Origin of the sequence: Hyphomonas sp. UBA4505 (genome assembly GCF_002388685.1) — a bacterium.
In the GTDB taxonomy this organism is placed as follows: Bacteria; Pseudomonadota; Alphaproteobacteria; order Caulobacterales; family Hyphomonadaceae; genus Hyphomonas.
In genome coordinates, this window is record NZ_DGMZ01000003.1 from 1 (window position 1) to 25,343 (window position 25,343).

Annotated in this window: 27 protein-coding genes and 1 tRNA gene; 13 read left to right on the forward strand and 15 right to left on the reverse strand. The window is 57.7% G+C overall.

The features are described 5' to 3' along the window. Positions 1 to 209: 209 nt before the first annotated feature. From pgi to B3527_RS01665, 4 genes are all read left to right on the forward strand, one after another. On the forward strand, positions 210 to 1,766 hold the full coding sequence (pgi, locus tag B3527_RS01650) for a glucose-6-phosphate isomerase (RefSeq protein WP_290479465.1): 1,557 nt from the start codon (positions 210 to 212) through the stop codon (positions 1,764 to 1,766). Between the two features lie 48 nt (positions 1,767 to 1,814). Next, a complete protein-coding gene (locus B3527_RS01655) occupies positions 1,815 to 2,789 on the forward strand; it encodes a ribonuclease E/G (protein ID WP_290479466.1) in 975 nt (324 codons plus the stop codon). Beyond that, the gene (locus B3527_RS01660; protein WP_206990518.1) at positions 2,786 to 2,995 is read left to right on the forward strand and encodes a DNA gyrase inhibitor YacG; all 210 of its coding nucleotides are present in this window, start codon (positions 2,786 to 2,788) and stop codon (positions 2,993 to 2,995) included. Before B3527_RS01655 ends, B3527_RS01660 begins: the two co-directional genes overlap by 4 nt. 57 nt (positions 2,996 to 3,052) lie before the next feature. Further along, positions 3,053 to 3,127: transfer RNA gene (locus tag B3527_RS01665), tRNA-Phe, on the forward strand. A 19-nt stretch (positions 3,128 to 3,146) separates the two neighbouring features. Here B3527_RS01665 and B3527_RS01670 read toward each other — a convergent pair. Then, positions 3,147 to 3,779: a GNAT family N-acetyltransferase gene (locus tag B3527_RS01670; RefSeq protein WP_290479467.1), complete on the reverse strand. Its 633-nt coding sequence runs from the start codon at positions 3,777 to 3,779 to the stop codon at positions 3,147 to 3,149. Then, on the reverse strand, positions 3,776 to 4,231 hold the full coding sequence (locus tag B3527_RS01675) for a hypothetical protein (RefSeq protein ID WP_290479468.1): 456 nt from the start codon (positions 4,229 to 4,231) through the stop codon (positions 3,776 to 3,778). Before B3527_RS01675 ends, B3527_RS01670 begins: the two co-directional genes overlap by 4 nt. 187 nt (positions 4,232 to 4,418) lie before the next feature. On the opposite strand from B3527_RS01675, the gene B3527_RS01680 reads away from it, so the two are divergent. Next, a complete protein-coding gene (locus B3527_RS01680; RefSeq protein ID WP_290479469.1) occupies positions 4,419 to 5,369 on the forward strand; it encodes a LysR family transcriptional regulator in 951 nt (316 codons plus the stop codon). Position 5,370: 1 nt separating this feature from the next. On the opposite strand, the gene B3527_RS01685 is transcribed toward B3527_RS01680, so the two are convergent. Both B3527_RS01685 and B3527_RS01690 read right to left on the reverse strand, forming a co-directional pair. Next, positions 5,371 to 6,411 carry an acyl-CoA dehydrogenase family protein gene (locus B3527_RS01685; RefSeq protein WP_290479470.1) on the reverse strand — a complete coding sequence of 347 codons (1,041 nt, stop codon included), beginning with the start codon at positions 6,409 to 6,411 and terminating at the stop codon, positions 5,371 to 5,373. A 4-nt stretch (positions 6,412 to 6,415) separates the two neighbouring features. Next, positions 6,416 to 7,609 (reverse strand): acyl-CoA dehydrogenase family protein, encoded by a 1,194-nt coding sequence (locus tag B3527_RS01690; protein WP_290479471.1) that lies wholly within the window; start codon positions 7,607 to 7,609, stop codon positions 6,416 to 6,418. Positions 7,610 to 7,721: 112 nt separating this feature from the next. Between B3527_RS01690 and B3527_RS01695 the strand changes: the two genes are divergently transcribed. After that, positions 7,722 to 8,486, forward strand: a complete 765-nt coding sequence (locus B3527_RS01695; protein ID WP_206990523.1) for a crotonase/enoyl-CoA hydratase family protein — start codon at positions 7,722 to 7,724, stop codon at positions 8,484 to 8,486. Between the two features lie 3 nt (positions 8,487 to 8,489). Here the strand turns inward: B3527_RS01695 and B3527_RS01700 are convergent, their stop codons facing one another. Together B3527_RS01700 and B3527_RS01705 are read right to left on the reverse strand one after the other, a co-directional pair. Continuing rightward, complete coding sequence (locus B3527_RS01700) at positions 8,490 to 9,713, reverse strand: TIGR03862 family flavoprotein (RefSeq protein WP_290479472.1); 1,224 nt, start codon at positions 9,711 to 9,713, stop codon at positions 8,490 to 8,492. Then, positions 9,706 to 10,467, reverse strand: a complete 762-nt coding sequence (locus B3527_RS01705) for an RNA methyltransferase (RefSeq protein ID WP_290479473.1) — start codon at positions 10,465 to 10,467, stop codon at positions 9,706 to 9,708. Before B3527_RS01705 ends, B3527_RS01700 begins: the two co-directional genes overlap by 8 nt. Before the next feature lie 76 nt (positions 10,468 to 10,543). On the opposite strand from B3527_RS01705, the gene B3527_RS01710 reads away from it, so the two are divergent. Beyond that, complete coding sequence (locus B3527_RS01710) at positions 10,544 to 11,764, forward strand: NADP-dependent isocitrate dehydrogenase (protein ID WP_034815359.1); 1,221 nt, start codon at positions 10,544 to 10,546, stop codon at positions 11,762 to 11,764. 171 nt (positions 11,765 to 11,935) lie between these two features. Here B3527_RS01710 and gmk read toward each other — a convergent pair whose 3' ends face one another. The 7 genes from gmk to fabD form a co-directional block, all read right to left on the reverse strand. Next, a complete protein-coding gene (gmk, locus tag B3527_RS01715; RefSeq protein WP_206990526.1) occupies positions 11,936 to 12,589 on the reverse strand; it encodes a guanylate kinase in 654 nt (217 codons plus the stop codon). Continuing rightward, complete coding sequence (locus B3527_RS01720; RefSeq protein WP_290479474.1) at positions 12,579 to 13,466, reverse strand: YicC/YloC family endoribonuclease; 888 nt, start codon at positions 13,464 to 13,466, stop codon at positions 12,579 to 12,581. Before B3527_RS01720 ends, gmk begins: the two co-directional genes overlap by 11 nt. Further along, positions 13,463 to 14,491, reverse strand: a complete 1,029-nt coding sequence (gene mltG / locus B3527_RS01725; protein WP_290479475.1) for an endolytic transglycosylase MltG — start codon at positions 14,489 to 14,491, stop codon at positions 13,463 to 13,465. Before mltG ends, B3527_RS01720 begins: the two co-directional genes overlap by 4 nt. A gap of 62 nt (positions 14,492 to 14,553) precedes the next feature. Beyond that, on the reverse strand, positions 14,554 to 15,840 hold the full coding sequence (gene fabF, locus B3527_RS01730; RefSeq protein WP_206990529.1) for a beta-ketoacyl-ACP synthase II: 1,287 nt from the start codon (positions 15,838 to 15,840) through the stop codon (positions 14,554 to 14,556). Positions 15,841 to 15,856: 16 nt separating this feature from the next. After that, positions 15,857 to 16,090: an acyl carrier protein gene (locus B3527_RS01735; RefSeq protein ID WP_027839729.1), complete on the reverse strand. Its 234-nt coding sequence runs from the start codon at positions 16,088 to 16,090 to the stop codon at positions 15,857 to 15,859. Positions 16,091 to 16,204: 114 nt separating this feature from the next. Then, positions 16,205 to 16,942, reverse strand: coding sequence for a 3-oxoacyl-[acyl-carrier-protein] reductase (gene fabG / locus B3527_RS01740; protein WP_206990530.1), 738 nt, complete (start codon positions 16,940 to 16,942; stop codon positions 16,205 to 16,207). A gap of 5 nt (positions 16,943 to 16,947) precedes the next feature. Further along, positions 16,948 to 17,898, reverse strand: coding sequence for an ACP S-malonyltransferase (fabD, locus tag B3527_RS01745; protein WP_290479476.1), 951 nt, complete (start codon positions 17,896 to 17,898; stop codon positions 16,948 to 16,950). Between the two features lie 208 nt (positions 17,899 to 18,106). Here fabD and rpsF point away from each other — a divergent pair, with 208 nt between their 5' ends. The 4 genes from rpsF (at position 18,107) to B3527_RS01765 (ending at position 20,949) form a co-directional block, all read left to right on the forward strand. After that, positions 18,107 to 18,445, forward strand: a complete 339-nt coding sequence (gene rpsF / locus B3527_RS01750; protein WP_034815377.1) for a 30S ribosomal protein S6 — start codon at positions 18,107 to 18,109, stop codon at positions 18,443 to 18,445. A 15-nt stretch (positions 18,446 to 18,460) separates the two neighbouring features. After that, on the forward strand, positions 18,461 to 18,718 hold the full coding sequence (rpsR, locus tag B3527_RS01755; RefSeq protein WP_034815380.1) for a 30S ribosomal protein S18: 258 nt from the start codon (positions 18,461 to 18,463) through the stop codon (positions 18,716 to 18,718). 12 nt (positions 18,719 to 18,730) lie between these two features. Continuing rightward, complete coding sequence (gene rplI / locus B3527_RS01760; RefSeq protein WP_034815383.1) at positions 18,731 to 19,318, forward strand: 50S ribosomal protein L9; 588 nt, start codon at positions 18,731 to 18,733, stop codon at positions 19,316 to 19,318. 134 nt (positions 19,319 to 19,452) lie between these two features. Continuing rightward, complete coding sequence (locus tag B3527_RS01765) at positions 19,453 to 20,949, forward strand: replicative DNA helicase (RefSeq protein WP_034815385.1); 1,497 nt, start codon at positions 19,453 to 19,455, stop codon at positions 20,947 to 20,949. 3 nt (positions 20,950 to 20,952) lie between these two features. Here B3527_RS01765 and B3527_RS01770 read toward each other — a convergent pair whose 3' ends face one another. Both B3527_RS01770 and B3527_RS01775 read right to left on the reverse strand, forming a co-directional pair. Beyond that, the gene (locus tag B3527_RS01770; RefSeq protein ID WP_290479477.1) at positions 20,953 to 21,921 is read right to left on the reverse strand and encodes an alpha/beta fold hydrolase; all 969 of its coding nucleotides are present in this window, start codon (positions 21,919 to 21,921) and stop codon (positions 20,953 to 20,955) included. Positions 21,922 to 21,928: 7 nt separating this feature from the next. Further along, positions 21,929 to 22,840: a crotonase/enoyl-CoA hydratase family protein gene (locus B3527_RS01775; protein ID WP_034815390.1), complete on the reverse strand. Its 912-nt coding sequence runs from the start codon at positions 22,838 to 22,840 to the stop codon at positions 21,929 to 21,931. Positions 22,841 to 22,990: 150 nt separating this feature from the next. On the opposite strand from B3527_RS01775, the gene B3527_RS01780 reads away from it, so the two are divergent. Both B3527_RS01780 and B3527_RS01785 read left to right on the forward strand, forming a co-directional pair. Continuing rightward, positions 22,991 to 24,292: a metal-dependent hydrolase family protein gene (locus B3527_RS01780; protein WP_290479478.1), complete on the forward strand. Its 1,302-nt coding sequence runs from the start codon at positions 22,991 to 22,993 to the stop codon at positions 24,290 to 24,292. Between the two features lie 121 nt (positions 24,293 to 24,413). Beyond that, positions 24,414 to 25,343, forward strand: coding sequence for a sterol desaturase family protein (locus B3527_RS01785; RefSeq protein WP_290479479.1), 930 nt, complete (start codon positions 24,414 to 24,416; stop codon positions 25,341 to 25,343).

Sequence of the window (25,343 nt, forward strand, 5' to 3'; positions counted from 1 at the left end):
TCGGGCCTCTCCTTTATTCAAATTAGGTGTCCGGCCCGCCGGACGCATGAACACCAGGCCGAATAGCCTGTTAAACGCGCCTCATAGCCATGTGCGGCGTGGGTTTCAAGCACGCAAATGCCAGTTCACTGCGGTCTAGTTTCCAGTCTTGCCCCGGTCGGAAACCCCGGATAAGCGGAAACAGCCAGAACTTACGCTAGGACAATGACATGACCACCGACCTCAAGCCTCATGCCGACCGGGTAAGCCAGACTTCTCTGAAGGCGCTCGCAGATGCGCGTGCATCTTCTGCTCCGCTGCGCGCCGCAGGTTGGTCCATTGACCTTTCCCGACACTATCTGGACGCCGAAGCAGAAGCAGGATTGCTTCAGTTTGGGCGTGTCTCCGACCTTCAATCGGCTGCAGACAGCTTGTTCGCTGGTGATATCGTGAACCCTTCGGAGAGTCGTCCCGCCCTGCATTGGGCATTGCGCGCGCAGTCCGAATTGTCAGGCGAGGCCGAGACAGTCAGGCAAAGCGTTCTGCCCGCCCTCTCCTTTGCGCGGGATGTTGTGTCAGGCAGCGTGACGAGTTCGACTGGCCTACCGTTCAATGCCGTTCTCCACATCGGCATCGGCGGGTCTGATTTCGGTCCTCGCCTGATCGCCGACGCGTTTGAGGACAAAGCCTCTGGCAATATCGATCTCCGCTTCTGCGCGAATGTCGACCCCTTTGACCTGGACCGCGCCATGCATGGGCTTGACCCGACGCGCACGCTGGTCATCGGTGTCTCCAAATCCTTTGGTACTGAGGAGACACTCTACAATCTCGCCCGCGCGCGGACATGGCTTGAAGAATCTGTTGGCGATCAATCGCAACAGCATCTCGCGTTGGTTACAGCAAATCCGGATCGCGCCAAGGCTTGGCTGAATGGCCGAGAAGCACATGTGTTTGATATGCCCCTGTCAGTGGGTGGGCGTTTCTCGCTCTGGTCGGCAGCATCACTGGCTTGCATGATCTATCTCGGCGCAGACACGTTCGAGGGCATACTGAAAGGCGCCGCCGAGATGGATGCGCATGTCCGGTCGGCTCCACTCGAAGAGAATGCCGCCATGCGCCTGGCCCTGCTCGACTATTGGAACGCGACAATTCGGAACGAAAAGATGCGCGTCCTGCTCGCATATGCGAACCGGTTGCGAATGTTGCCGACCTATCTGCAACAGCTTGAAATGGAATCGAATGGCAAGACCGTTGGCCCGACGGGCACAATGGTATCTGGTGCAACCGCTCCGGCGCTCTGGGGCGGCGAAGGATCGGTTGGCCAGCACTCCTACCATCAATGGCTACACCAGGGCTCACAAGACGTGCCTTGCGAATTCATCCTCGCTCCAGATCGCAGCCGGGATCCGGAAGGCATTAACGCTCTGACAGCTCATGCCTTGGCGCAGGCCGAAGTGCTCGCGAATGGACGGAGCTTCGATGAAGTCAAACAGGAAGAGCCTGATTTGTCAGACGAAGTCGCACGCCAGAAGGTCCATGCGGGTGGTCGCGCATCCACCTTCCTCGTGCACAATACGTTCGGGCCAGCGGCATTCGGCGCACTGGTGGCCCTGTATGAGCATCGGACCTATCTCGCCGGGCATTTGTGGCAGCTCAACCCGTTTGACCAATGGGGTGTGGAACGAGGCAAGACGATGGCATCACGTCTCAAGCCAGCAGTCGAAGGTACCGCAGCGGCGGACGACGCGGTTACGTCAGCCCTAATCGCCATGATTGCGGGGGATTAACCGATCCGAATCCTGCGCGAAGTCTGTGTTGGCGAAACGCGCCAAGTCTTGCTGGACGATACGGGCCGTCCTGTCGCACTCAAGATCACACGTTGGTCCGACAGCGAGGCACGGTTGACCCTGGGCGCGCAGGCCCCTGCCCGGATCCGATCGCTACAACCCGAACAAGGCGGCGCATTTGTCGAGACGGCCGGTAAGGCTGAGGCGTTCCTGCGCCTGCCAGCAGACCACGGACTTACAGAAGGTCAGTCTGTAGAAGTGACGGTCATGGCAGAGGCACGAAAAGACAAGCTGCCTCGCGTGTCGATGACCGACACGCGCATCCCAGCAGCAGACAACAACTCATGGCGCGAAGCACCAATTCACGATGTGGAGATCGGTGATGACCGCATTCAAGCGGCGTTTGACGAAGCCTCGTCGACAGTTGTGACCATCCCGAAGGGAGGGCGTCTGTGCATCGAGCGCACCAGGGCTCTGACAGTGGTCGATATTGATAGCGCCGGGCGGCAAAGCAAGGGTAGCGCGGCGAGCCGCGCGCTTCAGCTCAATCTTGATGCTGCCCGAGAGCTGGCCCGACAGGTAGGCCTCCGTAGCCTCGGCGGTCTTGTCATCCTTGATTGTGTCGCGCCCCTCAATACCGGATCTCGTAAGAAGGTTCAGGATACGATGAAGTCCTGCCTGGCAGAGTTTGGTCTTCATACCGCCACCGTCCTGGCACCGTCCAAACTTGGCTTGATGGAAGTCGCGCTGCCTTGGCGCGAAACGCCGCTTCATGAACGCACGCTCGATTCTCGCGGTAACCCTACCGACGAGACACTTGCGCTGACGGGGTTGAGACTATTGGAGCGCACAGCCAAGCAAAATCCGATGCACAAGCTGACCCTTGAATTGCCAGGCCAGGCCAAGGTCTGGCTGGACAAGACGGGTGCGCCCCTTCTGGACAAGCTGTCAGACAAGTATGGTCAACGCTTCACATATCTTGCCTCGACGAAGCCGATGCCCTCAGTATATCAGACCGCATGAGTAAACCTGTGTCCCCCAAATCCGTCCAACCGAAATGTTCCCAATGCCGCAAGAATCCTGTCTCTGCGCAGTACCGGCCCTTCTGTTCAAAACGCTGCGCCGATGTCGACCTGAACAAATGGTTGTCTGAAGGATATGCCATTCCAGGCGCACCGGCGGATGTGGCAGATGAGGTGCCGGGTCAAGAGATGTCAGAGGATGACTGAAAACAGCATGGACAAGTTCAAAACCCTTCGTTAGATACCGCGCTTCCCCAGTGGCCCGCCCGGGTAGCTCAGGGGTAGAGCAGCGGATTGAAAATCCGCGTGTCGGTGGTTCGATTCCGCCCCCGGGCACCATTCCAGACTTTCCGCACATTTATGCCGCTTGTTCATCGGATTGCGATCTGGCGACCGAGGTTTCCAGAATGCCGGGTTCGTCCCATGCACCCTCGGGACGGATGATGCGGTAAGGGTCTTCTTGCATTCGCAGCGCTAACGGATGGCTGGGAATTGGGATTTCGATCTCGCGATACTCGTAATCCGAGAACCAGAAAGCCGGCCGACCCTCAATCAAACGACATTTGAAGGTTCGGGACCAGACCGGCCAGAGGCGCGACTGAATTTGGCCAATCATCCTCTCATACCCTTTACGCGAAACTATCTCGAAACCGGTTGCCAAGAGTACGCGCAATCCGACGCGCCCGCGCTCACACGGCAGCAAGGCGATCCGTTCCAGCTTCGCAAACTCCGCGAACCAGCGAATGCGTAATGTCCCGACCGGACGCCCTTTCGCCTTCAGAAGGAGATGTGTTGCGCAGAAGTCGTTGCCGTCAAATTCTTCCTCATATGGACAATCCTGTTCGCTGAGAAAGACGGCAGATCGAATGGCGCTGATCTGATGGAAACCATCGAGAGTTCTTACAATTTCTGTTGAGTATTCGAGATAAGCTTCAGGCGGCACGCGGCGGAGAAGCACAGACTCTCCGATCTTGTTTTGGATCTGGCTCATGATGTCTGGTCCAAAACCGTCTGGAATGGCGGCTGGATAAACAAATCTGGGAGCCCCCCTTCAAATTCTTGAAACCCCAAGCTCAACATGGAGCGCCGTCCGTCCTCCGTGGCGCCTCGCGCATAGGCGGGAAACACACCGAACATTTCCACACGAAGAACAGCGGACGCCGTCATGATTTTTTTTCGCGCTTCCCGCGAACTGCCCGCATAGACGCCGACATAGAATGCCGCGATATCCTTGCCCTGCGTTGCCAAATGCTCAGACGACGGCGCCGCAGGCACATAAGAACCATTCCTGACGGCAGCTTCGCCTTCCGCAGATAGCGGTATGGTCAGGAAAATGCCGTCAACCGGATCTCCCGTCACCCATGCCGTCATACCGGTTTGAACGTTCATCGCCGAAATCGCATCGACTGACGCTAGCTTTCCGTCAATCAGCGATTCCGCCATGGAAATGGCGGCTTGGAGTTCGTCGCGGTCTGCGAGCCGAAACCCAAAATCTCTTGCCCGCGCAGCAAGTACCTCAGGTTCAATATCCGCCCTTGCCCTATTTCTAGCCTGAGTTGCATTCATGAATATTCTCCATTATATGGTTAATTTTCATGACATGAATTTGGGCGGGTGACTTCAGCACAAAATGAAACGGGGGCTTTCACACGCGCAAGGCAGTCAAGGCTCTTTCGATCAGTTTGACTGGGACCGGTTGAGAATCTTCCGCGCGGTGGCACGGACTTGCAGTATGAGCGCTGCCGCATCCCTGCTTGGCGTCTCATTGCCAACGATCAGCCGCAGGATAACCGAGCTCGAATCCACGCTGCATACAGAGCTATTCAGGCGGAACCACACGGGGGTAATCCTGACGAAGGCGGGAGACGCGCTACTGCGACACGCCGACCTTGTCGCGGACACGATCGAAGCCGCTCAGAACGAAGTCTGTAGTGCAGCAAATGATTCAGGAACGCACATCCAGCTTGTCTGCAGTGAGGCGATAGCTCTTTACTGGATTGCACCTCGTCTTGCGCAGTTCCAACTGAGCAATCCCGATACGATCGTCGATCTCACAATCAGCGATTCACCATCTGATTTTCACGACCTGGCGGGAGACATCGCCATTCAGGGGCTGCGACCAACCGAGTCTGACCTGATGGTCAGTCGTATTGGCAGATCGCACTATGCCGGCTTCGTATCGACCGAATGGGAAATGGATCACGCAATGCCATCGTCACTAACCGACCTGGCAAGGAGAAAAGCTCTTGTCCATAGCCCCTACGTTGAACTTCTTCAGAGATCTGGAAACAGCTTCCCCGGTCTCGACATGATGCGCCGCATGAACACATTGGAAACAATGGTATCATTCTGCGAGTCCGCAATAGCGCCAGCCTTGTTACCTACCCACATAGCTGATCGTTTTCCCGATCTCGTTGTATGTCCGGCGCCTCGATCTCCCGCGATAGACATCTGGCTCTACCATACGCCACGCGTCAGAAAGTTAAAAAATGGAGGTTGCTTTCTGGAGTGGCTCCACCACATTTTCTCAGCCGACCAAAGCGAATGGTTCCGCCAAGTTGATGTCACGCGTATGTGCTGACCTATGCGACCAGCCCCTGCTGCTGGGCAGCCAGTTCCCTGAGCGCCATTGGCGACCCCATGATCTGGCGGTTTACACCAATTCGCTTGTACCAGTAATGCAGGCCAACGAGATCCGTGAAGCCCATTCCGCCATGTACTTCCGTAGACGTTTTGGCAATGAAGGTTCCGACTTCTGCCATATGCGCCTTGGCGAGAAACGCCATCGCTAGCGCTTCATCATCCTCAACGTCCAACGCATGAGCGGCGTGCCATATCAACGCGCGTGCAGGTTCAAGTTTCGCCGCCATTTCAGCGCAAAGATGCTTCACCGCCTGAAAAGAGCCAATCACGCGACCGAACTGCTGGCGATCCCCCGCATAGGCAACGGCCTTGTCCAACATGCATTGGGCGGCACCGAGCGTGTCAGCGGCAAGAAGAATGCAAGCTACGGCGAACGTCTTTTCGATTTCGGCTCCCGTAATTTGCTTCTCGAACGAGGTAATTGTGACCTTTGAAAATTCACGCGTACGGTCGATCGTCTTGACCTGTTCTGCAGAACCGGCCTGACCGATCCGGACCGTGTCATTCGCCAGAAAAAGCAAGTGAGTCGAACGCGCGACGTCCGTGGCCATGAGTGATGCCCCGGAGACGGCCTCGTCACGAATCGACAGGCCAGAACCATCCCGTCTCGAAAGAAAATCGTTAAGGGCTATGCCGAAGCGCGCATCGTTGTTCGCAATGTCGTTCAGAATGCTGGAACCAGAGTCACGCAACGCATAGGCTGCGACAGAGTTCGATAAGAAACGTGCGGGAACAATACCGTATCCGAAGCACTCCTGGACAAGGGCCGCGTCGAGCACACCGAGCCCCGACCCTCCATCTTTCTCCGGCACAAGTAGCCCATCAAGACCGAGCGCGGTCAGTTTCTCGGCAAGCGTTTCAGCGACTTGGATTTCGCCCTCTGCAATCTGGCGAACAAGATCGAGCGACACTTCTTCGGCGACGAAGCGGCGAACGGTTTCCTGCAACATCACCTGGTCTTCTGAGAGTCCGAATTCCATTGATTTAACTCCTCGCCAGCCGGGGTTCGCGCGGCATGCCAAGCCCACGTTCCGCAATAATGTTCTTCTGAATCTGAGCCGTACCGCCACCGATGATCAGTCCGAGATCATACATGTAGCGCCACTGCCAGGCCCCGCCGGACCTCAAATGCTCGCCCTCCTCATAGAGGATGCCAAGTTCGCCCAGCGCATCGATGGCCAAGGCCGCAATCTGGTGATTGAGTTCGCAGCCCTGAAGCTTCACGACCAGGCCTGCCAGCCCCGCCGCCTCGCCCTTGAGCCTGTTTGTCGTGATCCTCAGCCCATTGGCCTGCATGGCGTAGACTTCGGCCTGCAGCGTCATGAGCCGATCACGCAGCACCGGATTGTCGATCAGGCGTTGCCCGTTTACGGTTTCAACCTTCATCAGCTCGACCAGTTCGATGAACCGGGCCTTGGTGGCATTCGGGTCCCCCAGCATGCCCCGCTCGTGAGTGAGCGTTGCGTTGGCGACTTGCCAGCCCTTATTCACCTCGAACACGACGCCGCTTTTCGGCACTCGTACATCGGTGAAGAAGACCTCGTTGAAGTTTGCCGAACCGGTCATATCGACAAGTGGGCGTACTTCGATGCCGGGCGTATCCATCGGGAACAGGATATAGGTGATGCCATGATGCTTCTTGGCATCCGGATCAGTTCGGACGAGACAGAACATCATGTCGGCCTGGCGCGCCGTGGAGGTCCAGATCTTCTGACCATTGATGACGAAGTCATCGCCATTCTCGACTGCGCGCGTGCGCAGCGCCGCAAGATCAGATCCCGCGCCCGGCTCCGAATACCCTTGGCACCAGATCAGCTCTCCCTTGAGCGTCCGCTCAATGTACGCCTCTTTCTGTTCCGGTGTTCCGAGTTCAAGCAATGTCGGCACCAGCATCGAAATGCCCTGACCGGCGAGCGGCCGTGGCACCCCGGAACGCGCGAACTCTTCGGCAATGATCCGGGATTTCAGGATATCGGGCTCAGCGCCATACCCGCCGTATTCGGTGGGAATGGTACGCGCCGTCAGGCCTTCCCGGATCAGGAACTCCTGCCAGGCGAGACGTTTCGGATGCTTCAGGCCCTTGTCGTCAGGGCCCGGCGCAAGATGGGCGTTGGCTTTCAGCGTTTCTGCGACCTGGTCACGAAACGCGGCGTATTCGGGGCTCAATGTCAAATCCATAAGCCAACTCTCGAACGGCTTCCCCAAGGGCTGGCAATATGAAATCGAAGTCTGTCTTGCAGAACGTTGGGGAAAGCCTGTTAGCGCTGGCTTTCGTCAAAGGAGGACACTCATGCCCGTCGAGTACAAGAAACAAGGCAATGTCGCGATCATCACCATGAACCGACCCGAGGCACGCAACGCCATCAACGCCGAAATGGCAAGCACTATGGAAGCCGCGATCGACCAAATGGAATCTGATCCGGAAGTCTGGGTCGGCATTCTCACTGCCGTCGGCAAGGCATTTTGTGCCGGCGCAGACCTCAAGGAGATCTCCGCAGGGAATGGTGCTGGCCTGTCCACGAAGAAAGGCGGGTTTGCAGGAATCGCACGTCGCGAACGGACCAAGCCACTGATCGCGGCCATTACAGGATCTGCCCTCGCAGGCGGCACCGAGATCGCCCTTTCGTGTGACATGATCATTTGCGCGGACAACACGAATTTCGGTCTTCCGGAAGTAAAACGCTCTCTCGTCGCCGGAGCTGGCGGCCTGTTCCGCTTGCCCCGCGCTGTCGGGCGCGCAGTCGCGCTTGAAGCCATCCTGACAGGTGACCCACTTCCGTCACAGCGGGCCTATGAACTCGGTATGGTCAACAAGGTTGTGCCAGAATCCGAAGTGATGGGCGAAGCCGAAGCGCTTGCCGCAAGGATCACCGCCAATGCACCGCTCGCTGTCGCCGCCAGCCGCGCCGTGGCGATGGATGCGACCAGCAAGACGGATGACGAGCTCTGGAAAGACAGCGGCAAGGCATTTGCCGGCATCGTCGGGACGGAAGACTTCAAAGAAGGCCCGAAAGCGTTCATCGAAAAACGTGCGCCCGTCTGGAAGGGCCGCTAACGACTATACCTGTGATCTGAGCCACCGGACCGCGCCCATTCCGGCCGCGCGTCCGGTGGCCATGCAGGCCGTCAGCAGATAACCGCCTGTGGGCGCGTCCCAGTCCAGCATCTCGCCCGCGCAGAACATGCCAGGCTGTTCCTTCACCATGAATTGATCGTCCAGCACATCGAAAGAGACGCCGCCCGCCGTGGAGATCGCTTCATCCAGCGGGAAAGGCTTTGCAAGCGGGATCGGCAGACATTTGATCAGTCGGGCCAGACGTTCCGGCTCATTGGAGACATCCGACCCACCAAACTCGAGCAACAATGCGCGCTTCACGCCTTTCAGGTTTGCTGCTTTGCGGAGATGGTTTGAAAGCGACTGTTTTCCCCGGTCTTGTTTCAGACGGCTGACCAGAGCTTCCTCCGAGAGGTCGGGCGCAAGATCAATCTCCAAAGTCGCCTTCCCGTTATTCTCCAGCCCGTCGCGTACGGCGAGTGACAGCGTGAAGATCGCACCACTTTCCACGCCCCGGTCGGTCACAACGAATTCTTCCCGGCTGGTCTGGTCCCCGAAACGAACAGCAACATTCTTCACGGGCGTTCCGACAAATTCCGTCCTGACACGGTCTGACCAGTCGAAGATGAAGCCGCAATTGGACGGGCGGAAAGGCTCTGTGTGTATGCCCCTCTCGGCGAACACAGATGGCCAACTCCCATCCGAGCCGAGCCGCTTCCAGCTTCCTCCACCCAGAGCAAATATCTGTGCGTCTGATTGTACAGATATTGGCCCCTCTGGAGTGTCAAAGATCATGTTAAAATCGTCGCTCCATCCCGCCCATCGATACCGTGTATGTAGCTGGACGCCGTGCGACTGCAGTCGTGCGAGCCACGCCCTCAGGAGCGGCGATGCTTTCATTTGTACCGGGAACACCCGGCCCGTTGGCCCAATTGTCGCCTCGACCCCGAGAGCCCGCATCCATTCCGCAATGGCTGCTGGCCCAAATTCGCCAAGGGCAGTTTTCAGCATGGGTGCCACACTTGGAAACCGCGAGGTAAATGCTTCCCCCTCGCGCATATTGGTAATGTTAAGGCCGCTCTTGCCAGCCATCAGGAATTTCCGTGCCGGGCTGGGCATGGCTTCATAGAGTGAAACGGCATACCCGGCGTCTGACAGGATTTCTGCTGCCATCAGGCCAGCGGGTCCTGCGCCGATAATGGCAACATTCGGCGAGTGCTCAGTCATCGCGATTGACGCGCGCCTTGCCCCGGCCAAGCGCGAGCGCCTTGATCGCGCCTCGGAAAGTCTGCACTTCCTGCCGCGTCCAGTCAGCCCGGATCAGAGCTGCACGCAAATTGTCTTTCATGAGCGGTGTCTTTTCCGGAGGGAAGAAATAGCCGGCGCGTTCCAACTCCTCTTCGAAATGCTCGAACATGCGGAAGAGCTCATCTCGCGGGGCTGGCTCGCCCAGTTTCGCCTTGTCCTGAGAGATCACGAGATCCGATTGCTCGCGGCGCTTTCCCCACTCTGCGCAGAACACACAGACGGCTTGAGCAAGGTTGAGGCTCTTGAACTCCGGATCGACCGAATAGGTCATCAGGAAGTCTGCAACAGCCACGGCATCGTTCGGCAGGCCCGATTTCTCAGCGCCGAACATGATGGCCGACTGACCGCCCCCCAATCGCTCGAACGCCGTATCCGCAGCTGCGCCCGCATCCCCGACGCGCTTTTCGATGCCGCGTAGGCGCGCCGTAGCTGCTGCGAGCCAGGTGATGCCCTCCAGCGCCTCTGGCAAAGTCTCGAAGACGCGCGCTACTACACCCGACTCGAACGCCCCGGCAGACATTGTATCTGCTGCAGGATTCGGCCAGCCATCCCGCGGCGTAACCAGACGAAGGTCGGTCAGGCCGAAATTGCGCATCACACGCGCCGCAGCGCCAATATTCTCACCCAATTGGGGGCTATGAAGGATAATTGCAGGGTTGCGCTGATCTGACATGGTTTTCCCTGTTTTGACGCGGCTGTGGGCTCTGCTATAGCCCTGCGAGAATAGTGCAACCGCAGGGAATACAAACATGGCGAAAATCAAGGTCAAAAATCCAATCGTCGAGATGGACGGGGACGAAATGACCCGCATCATCTGGCAGATGATCAAGGACCGGCTGATCCATCCTTATCTCGACATCGACCTCAAATATTACGACTTGTCGGTCCAGAAGCGTGATGAGACAGACGACCAGATCACCATCGACGCAGCCAATGCAACCAAACAATACGGCGTCGCTGTCAAATGCGCCACGATCACACCGGATGAAGCCCGCGTTGAAGAGTTTGGCCTGAAGAAGATGTGGCGTTCGCCAAATGGCACGATCCGCAACATTCTCGGCGGCGTAGTCTTCCGCGAGCCAATCGTGATCTCCAACGTCCCACGTTTGGTGCCAGGCTGGACGAAGCCGGTTGTGGTTGGTCGTCACGCCTTTGGTGACCAATACAAAGCCACGGACTTCCTCGTTCCCGGCAAGGGCAAGCTGACCATGAAATGGGAAGCATCCGACGGATCCGATTCCAAGGAATTCGAAGTCTTCGACTTCCCTTCCTCCGGTATCGCCATGGGCATGTACAATCTCGACGAGTCCATCCGTGACTTCGCGCGCGCCAGCCTGAACTACGGCCTGCAGCGCAAATGGCCGGTCTACCTGTCGACCAAGAACACGATCCTGAAAGCCTATGATGGCCGCTTCAAGGACATTTTCCAGGAAGTGTTCGACGCTGAATTCGCAGACAAGTTCGCCGAGTTTGGCGGCACCTACGAACATCGCCTGATCGACGACATGGTCGCAGCGGCCATGAAATGGTCCGGCGGCTATGTCTGGGCCTGTAAGAACTATGACGGCGATGTCCAGTCCGACACGGTCGCCCAGGGTTACGGCTCGCTGGGTCTCATGACGTCCGTTCTGATGACACCGGATGGCAACACGGTCGAAGCCGAAGCCGCACACGGCACGGTGACGCGTCACTACCGCAACCACCAGAAGGGCGAAGCCACGTCGACCAACTCGATTGCGTCGATCTTTGCCTGGACCCGCGGACTCGACCATCGCGGCCGTATGGATGACACACCAGACGTGCGTGCCTTCGCCCAGAAGCTGGAAGAGACCATCATCAAGACGGTCGAGAATGGCCAGATGACAAAAGACCTCGCCTTGCTCGTCGGTCCGGATCAGGAATGGCTGACGACTGAAGGCTTCATCGAAGCGGTCGACAAGAACTTCCAGGAAGCCATGTCGAAATCCTGATAATCTCAGGCCTTACAGAACAAAGCCCCGCAGCTTGGCTGCGGGGCTTATTTGTTCAAGCGATGTATTTGGCGACAAACCATGCGCCCCAGACGATCCCGAGCAACGGGATCAGCGCCACCAACCAAATTGGGCGAGCCTTTACGTTCCCAAGCTTCTCCTCCGGCTCCATCACGCCTCTCCCAGAAGCGTGCGCACATGGTCTTCAAGATCAAGTTGACGCAACCGTTTCAATCGCTCGGTCAACAATATGCGTCGTAGCCTTTGATAGGCCACTTCCAGATCATCGTTCACAATCACATAGTCATAGCGGCGCCAATGCATGATCTCCCGTTTGGCGTCGTCCATGCGGCGGGCAACAATCTCCGGGGTCGAGCCGGGTCGGGCCGCGAGACGTTGTTCCAGCGCGTTGATGCTGGGCGGGAGAATGAATACCGAAACCACATCGTTTGGCATCTGGTCGTGCAGCGCATCTGCGCCCTGCCAGTCCACATCGAACAAGACATCCTCGCCCGCATCCAGCTTGGCGACCGTGTCGGCCTTTGGCGTCCCATAATACTTGTCGAAAACGTGCGCCCATTCCAGGAATTCCCGCCGTTCGATCATGTGATGAAACTCGTCGACAGACCGGAAGTGATAGTCTTTTCCGTCGTTTTCGCCGGGACGTGGTGGACGCGTGGTCGCCGACACGGACAGATTCACATCGTCGAACTCTTCGATCAATTTTTTCGCGAGCGTTGTCTTGCCTGCACCTGAGGGGCTCGACAGCACCAGCATGAGCCCCCTGCGGTGCCCATGATCCTTTGGATGTCCACTATTCGACATTGGCTGCCTGCTCCTTGAACTGGTCTATGGTTCCTTTGAGACTGAGTCCGGCATTCGTCAAATCAAGGCTAACAGATTTCGAGCAGAGCGTATTGGCTTCACGGTTGAGCTCCTGGGCGAGAAAATCAAGCTTCCGGCCCACCGGTGAGCCACCGGAAAGCAGTTTTCGCGCAGAGTCGAAGTGTGCGAGCAAACGGTCCAGCTCCTCGCGGACATCGGCCTTCGCAGCGGTCAGCGCGAGTTCGGCTGCCAGCCGTTCCGGTTCCACCTGCTGGTCTGCCCCCAATTCTTCCAATTGCTTCGTAAGCCGTGCCTTGAGCAATGCAGGCTGGTCCCCTGCGAGCGAGATAGCGGTGTCCGTCGCCGATACCAGTTCGTCGACCAGGTCTGACAGCATCGCTTTCAGCGCGCGCCCCTCAGCCTGACGTGCCTCGTCCAACTCCGCAAGCGCCGCGCCCGCAGCAGATTCAAGTTCAGCCATCACGTCCGAATTCGCCGCAACGTCCCGTATGTTTGTGGATCCGATTTCCACAACGCCTTTTACGGTCATCAGGGTGGCGATGGCTTCGCTGGAAATGCCAACGCCGTGCGCTTGTTCCGCCGCCGCCAGCAATGTGTCCAGCAAGGCCTGATCGATCGTGGCGCCCCCCGCCTGTTCGCTAAGTTCAATCCTGAGCGAGACCTGAAGGGATCCGCGATTGAACCGTTTCGAAGCCGCGGCTTTGATCACACGTTCCAACGCATCAAACCCGGGAGGGGTGTTCACCCTTACATCCAGTCCTCGCCCATTCACGCTCTTGGCCTCCCAAGCCCAAGCGCCCCATTCCGCTTCCCCTGTGACGCGGGCAAAGCCGGTCATGCCGGATAGGTTTTTCATTTCCCTGCCCGCTCCCTCTGGATTTCTTCGCGTTCATATTTGCGATAGGCCGCGACATTGCGATTGTGTTCGGCCAGCGTCTTCGCGAACAAATGGCCGCCCTTGCCGTCTGCCACGAAAAAGATGTGGCCTGTCTCATCGGGGTTCAGGACGGCCGCAATTGCCTCCCGGCCCGGATTGCAGATCGGCGTCTTTGGCAGACCATCAATCTGATACGTATTCCAGTCCGTCTTCCGGTCGATCTCGGATCGATAGAGCGTTCGGCGCTCTCCACGACGATTGTACAGGGGCTCACCCCTGGAGATCCCGTAGATGATCGTCGGATCGCTCTCCAAACGCATACCTCGCTTCAGACGGGTAACGAACAGGCCAGCAATCTGTGGGCGCTCTCCGGCGATACCGGTTTCCTTCTCGACAACGGAGGCAAGGATTACCGCCTCTTCCGGCGTTGAAATGGGCAGACCTTCAACGCGTCTGGGCCACAGGTCTGCCAACATGTCGGCTTGTGCCTTGCGCATTCGCTCGACCAGTTCTGCGCGGGTGGTGCCGCGCTGAAAGAGGTATGTGTCCGGGAGCAGCGTGCCTTCACCGATTTCCGTCTCCGGCATCTCGCCAGTAAGGATCGGGTCAGCTTCAACGATTTTTAGTAATTGTGACGTGGTCCGGCCTTCCGGCAGCGTTATCTTGTGGAGGACCGATTTGCCCTCAATCAGGACATCCATCACGTCTGTCACACTCGCGCGCGGCTCGAGAATGAATTCGCCGGTCTTGATGGCAAGTTCAGTGCCGTCGAGCCGTGCCTTTAGGCGTACCAGACGGTCGTCCTGCACGATACCGTCCTGCTCCAGCCGCAAGGCTACGCGGGTCAACGTTTCGCCCGGCTCAACCGTGAAGACGTGCTGCTCTGTGGAGGGGCCCGGTTTCGAGACTTCGTTCTGGAACCAGAGCCATCCGCCGCCAAGGGCTGCGCCACCCACAAACAGCAGGAGCACCAGCACCGAAAGCAGGACTTTGATGAATTTCATGAACGCCTCGCGAATCCTGACTGTGCCAGCCTACATGCCAACCCCAGCCCGGAGAAACAGGCTTACTGAACTTCCTTGAGAACCAGCGATGCGTTCGTGCCGCCAAAGCCGAAGCTGTTGGACATGGCCGCACGCACCCGGCCCTTCTTGGCCTTGTGCGGGATCAGGTCCAGAACAGTCTCGAAGCTCGGATTGTCGAGGTTCAAGGTCGGCGGCATCACCTGGTCGCGGATCGCGAGTGCGCAAAACGCACTCTCGATGGCTCCGGCAGCGCCGAGCAAGTGTCCTACGGCCGACTTGGTCGACGACATGGACATGTTCTTGGCATGCTCGCCGAAGGCCCGCTCTACGGCACCGGCTTCACCTTCATCCCCCTTCGGGGTCGATGTGCCGTGGGCGTTGACGTAGTCGATCTCTGTCAGGTCCATGCCCGAATGCTTGAGCGCCATCTTCATGGCACGGTATCCACCCTCCGCGCCTTCAGCAGGGGCCGTGATGTGATAGGCGTCACCCGTCAGGCCGTAGCCTGCGACTTCCGCATAGATCTTCGCACCGCGTGCCTTTGCATGCTCGTACTCTTCGAGCACGACGATGGCGGCGCCTTCACCCATGACGAAGCCATCCCGGTCCTTGTCATAGGGGCGCGAGGCCTTTTCAGGCGTATCATTGAAATTCGTGGACATAGCCTTGGCAGCGCAGAACCCTGCGATACCGATGCGGCCAATGACAGCCTCGGCGCCGCCTGCAACCATGACATCCGCATCGCCATATTTGATGAGGCGGGCAGAGTCACCGATCGCGTGAGCGCCGGTAGCACAGGCCGTCACCACCGAATGGTTAGGCCCTTTGAATTTGTGCCGGATCGATACCTGGCCAGAGGCCAGATTGATCAAAGCAGCAGGGATGAAGAACGGGCTCACCTTGCGCGGCCCGCTCTCATGAAGCGTGATCGCAGTCTTGTAGATCGATTCAAGACCACCAATACCGGACCCGATGAGAACGCCAGTGCGCTCCTGACCTTCGTCATCCTCGGGCTTCCATCCGGCATCCTCTACAGCTTCGTCTGCTGCAGCGATCGCATAAAGAATGAATTCGTCGATCCGACGCATCTCTTTTGGGGAGACGAATTTGGCCGGATCAAACGCATGGGGATCTCCTTCGCCGCCGCCGCGGCCTGTTACCCACGGAACCTGAAACGCAATCTTGCACGGCATATCTTCGGGATCGAACGTATCAATACGTCCAGCCCCAGATTTGCCTTCAAGCAGGCGCTCCCAGGTTGCCTCACGGCCAGCGGCCAAGGGTGAAACAATCCCTATTCCGGTAATAACAACGCGGCGATCTGACATAGAAATCCTAGAAATCTTAGATGTGGGCTTTGATGTGCGTTACCGCATCACCAACTGTGCGGATAGATTCCTGCACATCATCCGGGATCTCAATGTTGAACTCTTCCTCGAAAGCCATGACCAGCTCGACGAGGTCAAGAGAGTCAGCGCCGAGGTCGTCGATGAAGCTTGCGCTCTCAACAACTTTGTCACCATCCACGTCGAGATTATCGACAACAATTTTTTTAACGCGTTCTAGAACGTCAGACATGAGTACCTCTCTGAAAATGCCTGAGGACTGGCCCAGATTCGAACCATTGTGTTGCGCCTAGCATACACTGGGGACGAGCGCCAAGTCCTATGAGTGGGGCTTGCTGTAGTGAAATCAGATCATTGCCATGCCGCCATTCACGTGGATTGTCTGTCCCGTGACATATGCAGCCTGGTCTGAAGCAAGATAAATGGCTGCAGCGGCAATGTCTGCACCCTGGCCGAGACGACCTGCAGGAATCTGTCCCAAAAGAGCGTCTTTCTGCTTTTCCGGCAACACTTCCGTCATGGGTGATTCGATGAATCCGGGCGCAATCGTATTGGCGGTAATACCGCGGCTGGCGACTTCCTGGGCCAATGATTTGGTAAATCCGATCATGCCAGCCTTGGAGGCGCAATAATTGGCTTGGCCCGGATTTCCGGTAACACCGACAATGGATGTAATTCCGATAATCCGGCCGTGACGGCGCTTCATCATGCCTCGCACACAGCTCTTGGTGAGGCGGAAATAACTGCCCAGATTGACCGACAGAACATCGTTCCAGTCTTCATCCTTCATCTGCATCAGCAGCTTGTCGCGCGTGATACCGGCATTGGCGACGAGAATGTCGAGCGGGCCGATTGCTTCCTCAGCCCGGCCCACAAGGCCATCGACTGATTCCGCGTCAGACAGGTTGCAGGGCACGATGGCGCTCTCGCCTTTCAGTGTGCCGGCAACTTCTTCCAGCACGTTCTCACGTGTCCCGGAGAGAGCCACTTTGGCGCCCGCTTCGGACAAGGCTTGTGCGATGGCGCGGCCAATTCCGCCGGAAGCACCCGTCACGAGGGCCGTACGGCCGGTAAGATCAAACATCTTGTCTATCCCTTCATTGCTTCTGCAAAGGCTTCGAGATCCTCGGGAGTCCCGAGCGTAAAACCGTTGAGTGACTTGTCGATTCGGCGTTGCATCACCGTCAGCACCTTGCCATTGCCTGCTTCGCCCGTCGCTTCAACTCCCTGAGCGACCATGAATTGCACACTCTCGGTCCAGCGCACACGGCCTGTGACCTGTGCGACGAGGTTCTTCCGGATCGTTTCCGGGTCGGTGACAGCACTTGCAGACACGTTCGCGACCAGTTCACTCACCGGCTGCGCAATCGACACCTCGGCCAGCGCCTCGGCCATCGCATCAGCGGCTGGCTGCATCAGGGAACAATGGAACGGTGCGGAAACATTGAGAAGCATGGCTTTCTTGACGCCGCTATCCTTCGCCTGCGCGCAGGCGGCTTCAACCGCATCCTTGCGGCCAGATATGACAAGCTGACCCGGCGCATTGTCGTTCGCGATATCACAGGCGCCGCCGGTTTCGCGTCCAGCTGCACAGGCGGCTTCCGCTTGATTTATGTCGGCTCCCAACAAGGCTGCCATTGCACCCTCTCCCGGCTGCACGGCGGCCTGCATGGCATTGCCGCGAATGCGCAGGAGGCGCGCCGTATCCGCCACACCAAGCGCGCCTGCAGCAGCAAGCGCAGAATACTCGCCCAGGGAGTGACCCGCCACATAGGCCGCGTCCTTGGCCGACAAGCCAAACTCAGCTTCCAGAGCGCGGGCGGCGGCAACACTGTGCGCCATGAGCGCAGGCTGAGTATTTGCCGTCAGGGTCAACTCGGCAATATCGCCGGCCCACATGAGGCCAGACAGATTCTGTCCAAGGGCTTCATCAATCTCGAAAAAGACATCGCGTGCGGACTGAAAGGCCTCCGCAAGCGACTTGCCCATTCCGATTTCCTGGCTCCCTTGACCAGGAAAGATCAGCGCGAATTTTTTCATGTCTGGTTTCTCCAAATTGCGCCCGTGGTTAAAGGTGACCGCGAATGTAAGCAAGCGCTTGAAAAACAGGCCCAAATGCGCTTTACACCCGCATTCACTCGCAGGCATGCGGCCCTCGTTAGTTTGGAATGAGCCAGATGAAGAGGGGCCATCGCCCGGCAGTTTCCCGCTGTCTGGCGCCGCATGGCTCTACTATGGGACTGAAAACATGGCACTATATGAGCATGTCGTGATCACACGACCTGACATTTCGCCTGCTCAAGTCGAGACTTTTGTCGAAGAACTGAGCGGCTTTCTCAAGGAAAAAGGCGCATCTGTTGGCAAGACCGAATACTGGGGTCTTCGCAACCTGGCCTATCCAATCAAGAAACAACGCAAGGGGCACTACTCGCTTCTGAACATCGACGGCCCCGCCGACGCAGTTCAGGAACTTGAACGCCGCCTTCGCATCTCCGACGACGTCATGCGCTACATGACGATCCGCGTTGAAGCCCTGAGTGATGAGCCGTCGCCGGTTCTCTCTCGCAAAGACCGTCGTCGCGACTAGGGAAGGACACTCGAAATGGCTCAGAAACTGAACATCACGAACATTCCTGCTCGCCGTCCGTTCGGACGTCGCCGCAAGGTCGACCCGTTCACCGGTCAGAACGCACAGGAAATCGATTACAAGGACGTGAAACTGCTGCAGCGCTATATCTCTGAAAAAGGGAAAATCGTGCCCAGCCGCATCACGGCCGTAAACCTCAAGAACCAGCGCAAGCTTGCTCAGGCGATCAAACGCGCCCGCATGCTGGCCCTGCTTCCGTTCGAAGTGAAGTAAGGAGACACGAACATGCAAGTCATCCTTCTTGAACGCATCGAACGCCTCGGCAAAATCGGCGAAGAAGTGAATGTGAAGAACGGGTTCGCCCGGAACTTCCTGATCCCTCAGGGCAAAGCCCTGCTCGCCAATGATCGTAACCGGGCTCGCTTCGAGTCTGAGCGCGAAGCCATTGAAGCTCGTAACGCAGAAGCTCGCGCAAATGCCGAGTCCGAAGCTGAAAAGCTGAACGGCACCGTCTTCACGCTCATTCGCCAGGCTGGGGATACGGGGCAACTTTATGGGTCGGTTACTGCTCGCGACGTTGCTGATGCGGCTGAAGCAGCAGGTCACGCCGTACCACGCTCGGGTGTACGCCTGAACCGTCCGATCAAGGCCATCGGCCTGTACGACGTTGCAATTCGCCTGCACGCAGAAGTCACCGTCACGGTTCAGGCGAACATCGCCCGCTCCGCTGAAGAGGCTGAACGCCAGGAGAAAGGCGAGGACATCGTTGCTTCGCTCCAGGCTGCAAACCAGGAACTCGCTGAAGAGCAGGCTGGCGAACTCGCCGAAGCTGCTGCTGAGCGCGCCGAAGCCGGCGGCGAAGACGAAGAATAGTCTTCTGCAAATTCGAATTGAGGGCCGCGGCTATCCACAGCCGCGGCCCTTTTTTTGTGAAGTGACGGTGAATTGCGCAGCTCAATCCGCATCAAGGCGATGAATTCGCGTCGCAGGTAAGGTAAAAGAATCGCATGCCTCTAGATGATGCCCCCGCTGCCACAATCGCGCCGCCCCACAATCTGTCGGCGGAAGCCGCAGTGCTGGGTGCCATCCTGTTCGACAACAACGCCTACCAGCGCGTGGCAGATATCCTGCGGCCCTCAGATTTCTATGCGCCAGCGCATCAGGAGTTGTTCGACGTGTCGGCAACGATGATTCAGCAGGGCCGCATTGCAGACGGCGTCACGCTGCGCGAGCATTTCGAAAAGGCTGAAAAACTCACTGAAATTGGTGGCGCCCGGTATTTGGAGCAATTGCTCGACTCAGCAGCCTTTGGCCCGGAAGTCGGCGACTATGCACGGATGATCCGCGACCTTGCCATGCGACGGTCGCTGGTCGGCATCGGCAGCGAACTGACGGGTCGCGCCTTGAACCCGACTCCGGAAGAAAATGGCGAACGCCAGATCGAACTGGCTGAACGGCAGCTCTTCGACCTCGCAGAGCGCGGCTCGTCGGGTCGCGGTTTCACGACCTTCTCCGAAGCCCTGACAGAATCTCTCAAGAACGCTGAAGCTGCGTTCAAGCGCGAAGGCAAGATTGCCGGCATCCCGACCGTGCTGCGCGATCTCGATGAGAAGCTGGGCGGACTGCACCGATCTGATTTGATCATCCTTGCCGGGCGCCCCTCAATGGGGAAAACCTCTCTTGCAACCAACATTGCCTACAATGCCGCAGCGGCCTATCGCGCAGAAGTGCAAGATGACGGCTCGAAGAAAACTGTAGACGGCGCAATTGTCGGCTTCTTCTCGCTGGAAATGTCGAACGAACAGCTCGCAACAAGGATCATCGCCGAGCGGACTGGCATCACTACCCATCGGATTCGTCAGGGCGATCTCGACAAGAGCGACTTTGAACGACTGCGTGAAGCGACCGAAGAGCTTCAAAACCTGCCGCTCTATATCGACGATACAGGCGGTATCTCGATCAGCCAACTGGCCGCTCGCGCCCGACGTCTGCAGCGCTCTGTCGGGCTCGACATGATCGTGATCGACTATCTGCAGCTGATTACAGTCACCAGCGGCAACGCAAATGCGAACCGGGTCCAGGAGATTACGCAAATCACGACTTCCCTGAAGGCGCTTGCGAAAGACCTCAACGTACCGATCATCGCGCTGTCGCAGCTTTCACGTGCCGTTGAACAACGCGACGACAAGCGCCCCCAATTGTCTGACTTGCGGGAATCCGGATCGATTGAGCAGGATGCTGACGTCGTCATGTTCGTCTATCGCGAAGAATACTACCTGTCGCGAACCGAGCCCGGCGCCGATCCGAGCGATCCCTCCTCGAACGAAAAATGGAGCCAATGGCGCGAGCGCATGGACCAGGTCTATGGCAAGGCCGAGGTCATCATCGGCAAGCAACGTCACGGTCCGATTGGCCGCGTAGAACTGGCGTTTGACTCGAACATCACCCGCTTCGGTGATCTCTCCCGCGACCAGCAAGGCTATGGAAGCGATTTCGACGAATAGCGACTAAAGCTGGCCCAGCCAGTCCAACAGCAGGCGATTCACCTCTTCAGGCCGTTCCTGCTGAGTCCAGTGCCCGCACCCCTCAAGCAGTTCAGCGCCGCGCAGATCGCCAAGGCTCTTTTTCATCGCTGCGACCATGTCACCGGGGTACATCTTCAGAACCAGGTCCTTGGTGCCCCCGATGTAGAGAGAAGGTTGAGCGATCACAGCGGAAGAAGGGTGCCTCTTCAGGGAAGCATGATCGCGATGCCAGTTGCGGTACCGGTTCAGCGGGCCACGAAACCCGGATTGACGGAACTGGGCATCATAATAGGCAACGTCTTCATCACTGAGCCAGGGCAGCGGCATGTCCGGCTCCGGCAGTCGGTGAAGCAGCGTGTCACCATGCTTCTTGTCGACCGGCCAGGTCCCCTCGGGCGCGTCACCTGAAATCGCGTAATAGAACTTTCGGATCGTTTCTGCGGGATCGGCTTCTAGCTCTGCCTCAGGTGGACCTTCATCCTGAAAATAGACCTGATAGAAAAACAGGCCACGCTCTGTGAAGAAGGTGCGGGCCGCATCGATGAAAACCACATCGCCCGGCGGCACATAGGGCACCGACAGCCCGGCGACTGCCCGGAACCGGTCGGCATGGAGCCGCGCCGTATTCCAAGCGATCGGTGCGCCCCAATCGTGCCCGACCACAACCGCCGGCGCAGCCGGAGACAAGGCCTCGGCAAGCCCGGCAATATCTGCGGTCAGGCTTTCCATATCGTAAGCTTCGACCGCGTGAGGCCGATCGGACCCACCATAACCGCGCACATCCGGCGCGGCCACGCTGTAACCTGCCTCGGACAATGCCTTGATCTGGTGTCGCCAAGAATACCAGCTCTCAGGAAACCCATGCACGAGGACGACCAACGGCCCTTCCCCCGCCAGCGCCACGCGCAAGCGGAGTCCGTTCGTTTCGATCATCCTCAATTCAGGGGTCATTGCCGGATCAGTCCTTGCCGCCAATCCATTTGAACTCGGGCTCGTCCCACCACGGATAAAAGTTTGGCATGCCATCCGAGACCTTAACCGGATAGACCGGCTTGCGCTTCTCCAGGAAGCTCATCACGCCTTCCTTGGCGTCTTGCGTTTTGCCGCGGGAGTAGATCGCCGCAGAATCCACGATGTGCGCCTCCATCGGATGGCTTGCGCCCAGCATGCGCCACATCATCTGGCGAGTCAGGCTGGTTGATACTGCGGCCGTATTGTCAGCGATCTCTCTCGCCATGGCGCGCGCCACATCCATCAGTTCAGATTGCGGATGGACTGACCGCACGAGCCCGCCATCCTTTGCTTCTTGTGCCGGGAAAACGCGGCCGGAATAGCACCATTCCAATGCCTGCGAGATGCCGACCAGACGCGGCAGGAACCAGCTGGAGGCCGCTTCCGGATTGATACCCCGCCGATTAAACACAAATCCAAATCGCGCATTGTCTGATGCGATGCGTATATCCATTGGCAGCTGCATCGTCACGCCAATACCCACGGCTGCGCCATTGATCGCGCCGATCACAGGCTTCAAGCTGTCGAAGATACGCAGTGTCACACGGCCACCACCATCGCGCTGGATGTCCACATCGTCGGTCCGGCCAACTTCGCCACCTTCGGCACGCTTGTCATAGTCGAACGTTTTGGCACCTTCGGACAGATCTGCCCCGGCGCAGAACGCCCGATCACCTGAGCCGGTCACGATGACGACACGCACATTGTCGTCGGCATCCGTAATATCAAACGCCTCAATCATTTCGTACATCATCTTGCCGGTGAAGGCATTCATCTTGGCTGGGCGATTCAGCGTAAGGGTCGCGATACCGTCTTCGATATCGAGGGTGATCTGTTCAAATTCTTTTGGCTGCGCCACGGCTGGCCTCCCTTGTGATGATTTTCCGGGCCCAAGCTGCCTGTGCCTCAGCATTCGTCAAGACTTACCCAGCGGCATTCAGCCCAACGCTTGACCTTGCCGCAGGCGCGGCTCGATAAACCCAGTCCTCACATTCAAAGGATCTTCACGATGAAACTGACAGCCCTGCTAACCGGTGCATCCATCGCGCTGCTTTCGCTGCCTGCCGAAGCTGAGACCCTTTATCTCACGGCTGGCAAGTTTGTAGATCCAGTGACCGCGGAAACTGTGAACCGGCCAGTCTTCGTGATTGAAGATGGGGTCATCACGGCGCGAGGGACGGCGAACAAGCTACGCAAACCGTCAGGTTCCACATCTATTGATCTGAAGAATGCGACATTGGTGCCCGGCTTCATCGACATGCACACCCACCTAACCTCGGATCCCGAAGATCCGGCCTATTTCTCGCTGAGCTTTTCAGATGAGCGCCAAGCTATTACGGGCGTCAAGAATGCTCGCAAGACCTTGCTCGCAGGGTTCACCACCGTGCGGAATGTCGGCGCTTCCAGCTACAGCGACGTTGCGCTTCGGGACGCAATCAATGAAGGCGATGTCCCCGGCCCACGCATGTACGTCTCCGGGCCTCCGGTTGGCATTTTGGGCGGACATTGCTCGGACACCAATCTCTTGCCATCCGAGTATGATCTCACAGGCGAGAATGTTGCCACAGGCCCTTGGGAAATGCGGGAAAAAGTTCGCCGGAACATCAAATACGGCGTCGACCTGATCAAGACCTGCTCCACGGGCGGCGTGTTTTCGAAAGGCACCAGTCTTGGCGCGGCACAGGGCACGCTGGAAGAGCTGACGGCCATCGCCGAAGAGGCTCATGCGCGCGGCATGAAGGTCGCCTCCCATGCACATGGCACGATCGGTATCAAGAACGCGATCCTCGCGGGCATCGACACTATCGAACATGCCAGCATCCTTGACGAAGACACAATCCGCCTCGCCAAGGAAAACGGCACCTATCTGTCGATGGACATCTACAACACTGAATACACGCTGGCTGAAGGCGAGAAGAACGGCGTACTGGAAGAATCTCTCGCGAAAGAACGGGCGATCTCTAAAATTCAGAGAGACAGCTTCACTGCGGCGGTCAAGGCCGGGGTCAAGGTCGTGTTCGGCTCAGATTCGGGCGTCTATCCGCACGGGGACAACGGCAATCAGTTCTCCCGCATGGTCAATCTCGGCATGACGCCGATGCAGGCCATCCAGGCTGCGACCAGCCTGTCGGCTGAAGCACTGGGAAAAACAGGAGAACTCGGATGCGGCGACGTCGGTTGTCGTGCTGACTTTATCGCCGTGGACTCCGATCCGCTTGCGGATATCTCCGCATTAGAGGACGTGGATTTCGTCATGAAGGACGGCACGGTCTACAAACGCGATGGCAAACCGCAGGTTAGCATCTACTGATCCAACCCCGTTTGTGAAAGCGACTGACTCGTCTAGAAGCATGCGAGGTCACAAACTCGTCACGAGAGCGCCATCCAAGGCGCAGCCCAACTGATACTTTGTAGGACGGTACCCCCACAAGATGGAATTCAATCCCCTGCCCGCCGTAACGACCTTCGCCGCGCCAATATTCATTTTATCGGTCGCGCTGGAATGGTGGGCGGTAAAGTCCGGACGTGCTGCAGGGAGATATGACACCAAGGATGCACTCGCTTCCCTCACAATGGGGCTGGGCAATGTCGTCATCAATACACTCACTGGGACACTCGCCGTCTGGATGATGCTGATCGCCTGGCCATTCCGTATTTTCACGCTCCCGTTCACGGTCGTGTCAGCCGTTATCGGCTTCGTCCTTTATGACTTCATCTATTACTGGAAGCACCGCTTCGCACATCGTGCCCGATGGTGGTGGATGGAGCATGTGACGCACCATTCCTCGACGCACTACAATTTGACCACCGCACTACGCCAGCCCTGGTTTGGCCCACTGACCGGACTTATCTGGATCGGCCTCCCCATGGTCGTCATCGGCTTTCATCCCTATGTCATATTCTTCGTGGGTGGCCTGAACCTGCTTTACCAGTTCTGGATTCATACTGAAGCGATCAACCGCATGCCACGCTGGTTTGAAGCAGTGTTCAATACGCCCAGTCACCACCGGGTTCACCACGCGACCAATGCCAGGTATCTCGACACAAATTTTGCCGGAGTGTTCATCATCTGGGACAAGATGTTCGGAACCTTCGTACCGGAGTTGGAAAACGAAAAGCCGATTTACGGTGTTGTGAAGCCTCTGAACAATTATAACCCTTTCGTCATAGCATTTCACGAATTCTTCGCGATCCTGAAGGATTGCGCATCCGACGGATTTCGCCCTCATCGCTGGGTCGGACGCCTGGTCAGCGAGCCCGGCTGGTGCCCGGAAGGCAATCACAATCGCTCGACTGAACTCAAACAGGCCTATCTGCAGGAAAATCCCGAGAAACGCGGAACACCAGGCTTTCCCGAATAA

Excerpts from the sequence above, each read along its gene's own strand:
- B3527_RS01680 (WP_290479469.1), top strand. The coding sequence starts at position 4,419 with ATGAAACGGGGGCTTTCACACGCGCAAGGCAGTCAAGGCTCTTTCGAT.
- B3527_RS01710 (WP_034815359.1), top strand. The coding sequence starts at position 10,544 with ATGGCGAAAATCAAGGTCAAAAATCCAATCGTCGAGATGGACGGGGAC.
- fabD (WP_290479476.1), bottom strand. The coding sequence starts at position 17,898 with ATGAAAAAATTCGCGCTGATCTTTCCTGGTCAAGGGAGCCAGGAAATC.
- B3527_RS01670 (WP_290479467.1), bottom strand. The coding sequence starts at position 3,779 with ATGAGCCAGATCCAAAACAAGATCGGAGAGTCTGTGCTTCTCCGCCGC.
- B3527_RS01780 (WP_290479478.1), top strand. The coding sequence starts at position 22,991 with ATGAAACTGACAGCCCTGCTAACCGGTGCATCCATCGCGCTGCTTTCG.
- B3527_RS01720 (WP_290479474.1), bottom strand. The coding sequence starts at position 13,466 with ATGAAAAACCTATCCGGCATGACCGGCTTTGCCCGCGTCACAGGGGAA.
- gmk (WP_206990526.1), bottom strand. The coding sequence starts at position 12,589 with ATGTCGAATAGTGGACATCCAAAGGATCATGGGCACCGCAGGGGGCTC.
- B3527_RS01685 (WP_290479470.1), bottom strand. The coding sequence starts at position 6,411 with ATGGAATTCGGACTCTCAGAAGACCAGGTGATGTTGCAGGAAACCGTT.
- B3527_RS01690 (WP_290479471.1), bottom strand. The coding sequence starts at position 7,609 with ATGGATTTGACATTGAGCCCCGAATACGCCGCGTTTCGTGACCAGGTC.
- B3527_RS01660 (WP_206990518.1), top strand. The coding sequence starts at position 2,786 with ATGAGTAAACCTGTGTCCCCCAAATCCGTCCAACCGAAATGTTCCCAA.
- B3527_RS01785 (WP_290479479.1), top strand. The coding sequence starts at position 24,414 with ATGGAATTCAATCCCCTGCCCGCCGTAACGACCTTCGCCGCGCCAATA.
- B3527_RS01695 (WP_206990523.1), top strand. The coding sequence starts at position 7,722 with ATGCCCGTCGAGTACAAGAAACAAGGCAATGTCGCGATCATCACCATG.
- rpsF (WP_034815377.1), top strand. The coding sequence starts at position 18,107 with ATGGCACTATATGAGCATGTCGTGATCACACGACCTGACATTTCGCCT.
- B3527_RS01765 (WP_034815385.1), top strand. The coding sequence starts at position 19,453 with ATGCCTCTAGATGATGCCCCCGCTGCCACAATCGCGCCGCCCCACAAT.
- fabF (WP_206990529.1), bottom strand. The coding sequence starts at position 15,840 with ATGTCAGATCGCCGCGTTGTTATTACCGGAATAGGGATTGTTTCACCC.
- mltG (WP_290479475.1), bottom strand. The coding sequence starts at position 14,491 with ATGAAATTCATCAAAGTCCTGCTTTCGGTGCTGGTGCTCCTGCTGTTT.
- B3527_RS01700 (WP_290479472.1), bottom strand. The coding sequence starts at position 9,713 with ATGACTGAGCACTCGCCGAATGTTGCCATTATCGGCGCAGGACCCGCT.
- rpsR (WP_034815380.1), top strand. The coding sequence starts at position 18,461 with ATGGCTCAGAAACTGAACATCACGAACATTCCTGCTCGCCGTCCGTTC.
- B3527_RS01675 (WP_290479468.1), bottom strand. The coding sequence starts at position 4,231 with ATGGCGGAATCGCTGATTGACGGAAAGCTAGCGTCAGTCGATGCGATT.
- pgi (WP_290479465.1), top strand. The coding sequence starts at position 210 with ATGACCACCGACCTCAAGCCTCATGCCGACCGGGTAAGCCAGACTTCT.
- B3527_RS01735 (WP_027839729.1), bottom strand. The coding sequence starts at position 16,090 with ATGTCTGACGTTCTAGAACGCGTTAAAAAAATTGTTGTCGATAATCTC.
- fabG (WP_206990530.1), bottom strand. The coding sequence starts at position 16,942 with ATGTTTGATCTTACCGGCCGTACGGCCCTCGTGACGGGTGCTTCCGGC.
- B3527_RS01705 (WP_290479473.1), bottom strand. The coding sequence starts at position 10,467 with ATGTCAGATCAGCGCAACCCTGCAATTATCCTTCATAGCCCCCAATTG.
- B3527_RS01770 (WP_290479477.1), bottom strand. The coding sequence starts at position 21,921 with ATGACCCCTGAATTGAGGATGATCGAAACGAACGGACTCCGCTTGCGC.
- rplI (WP_034815383.1), top strand. The coding sequence starts at position 18,731 with ATGCAAGTCATCCTTCTTGAACGCATCGAACGCCTCGGCAAAATCGGC.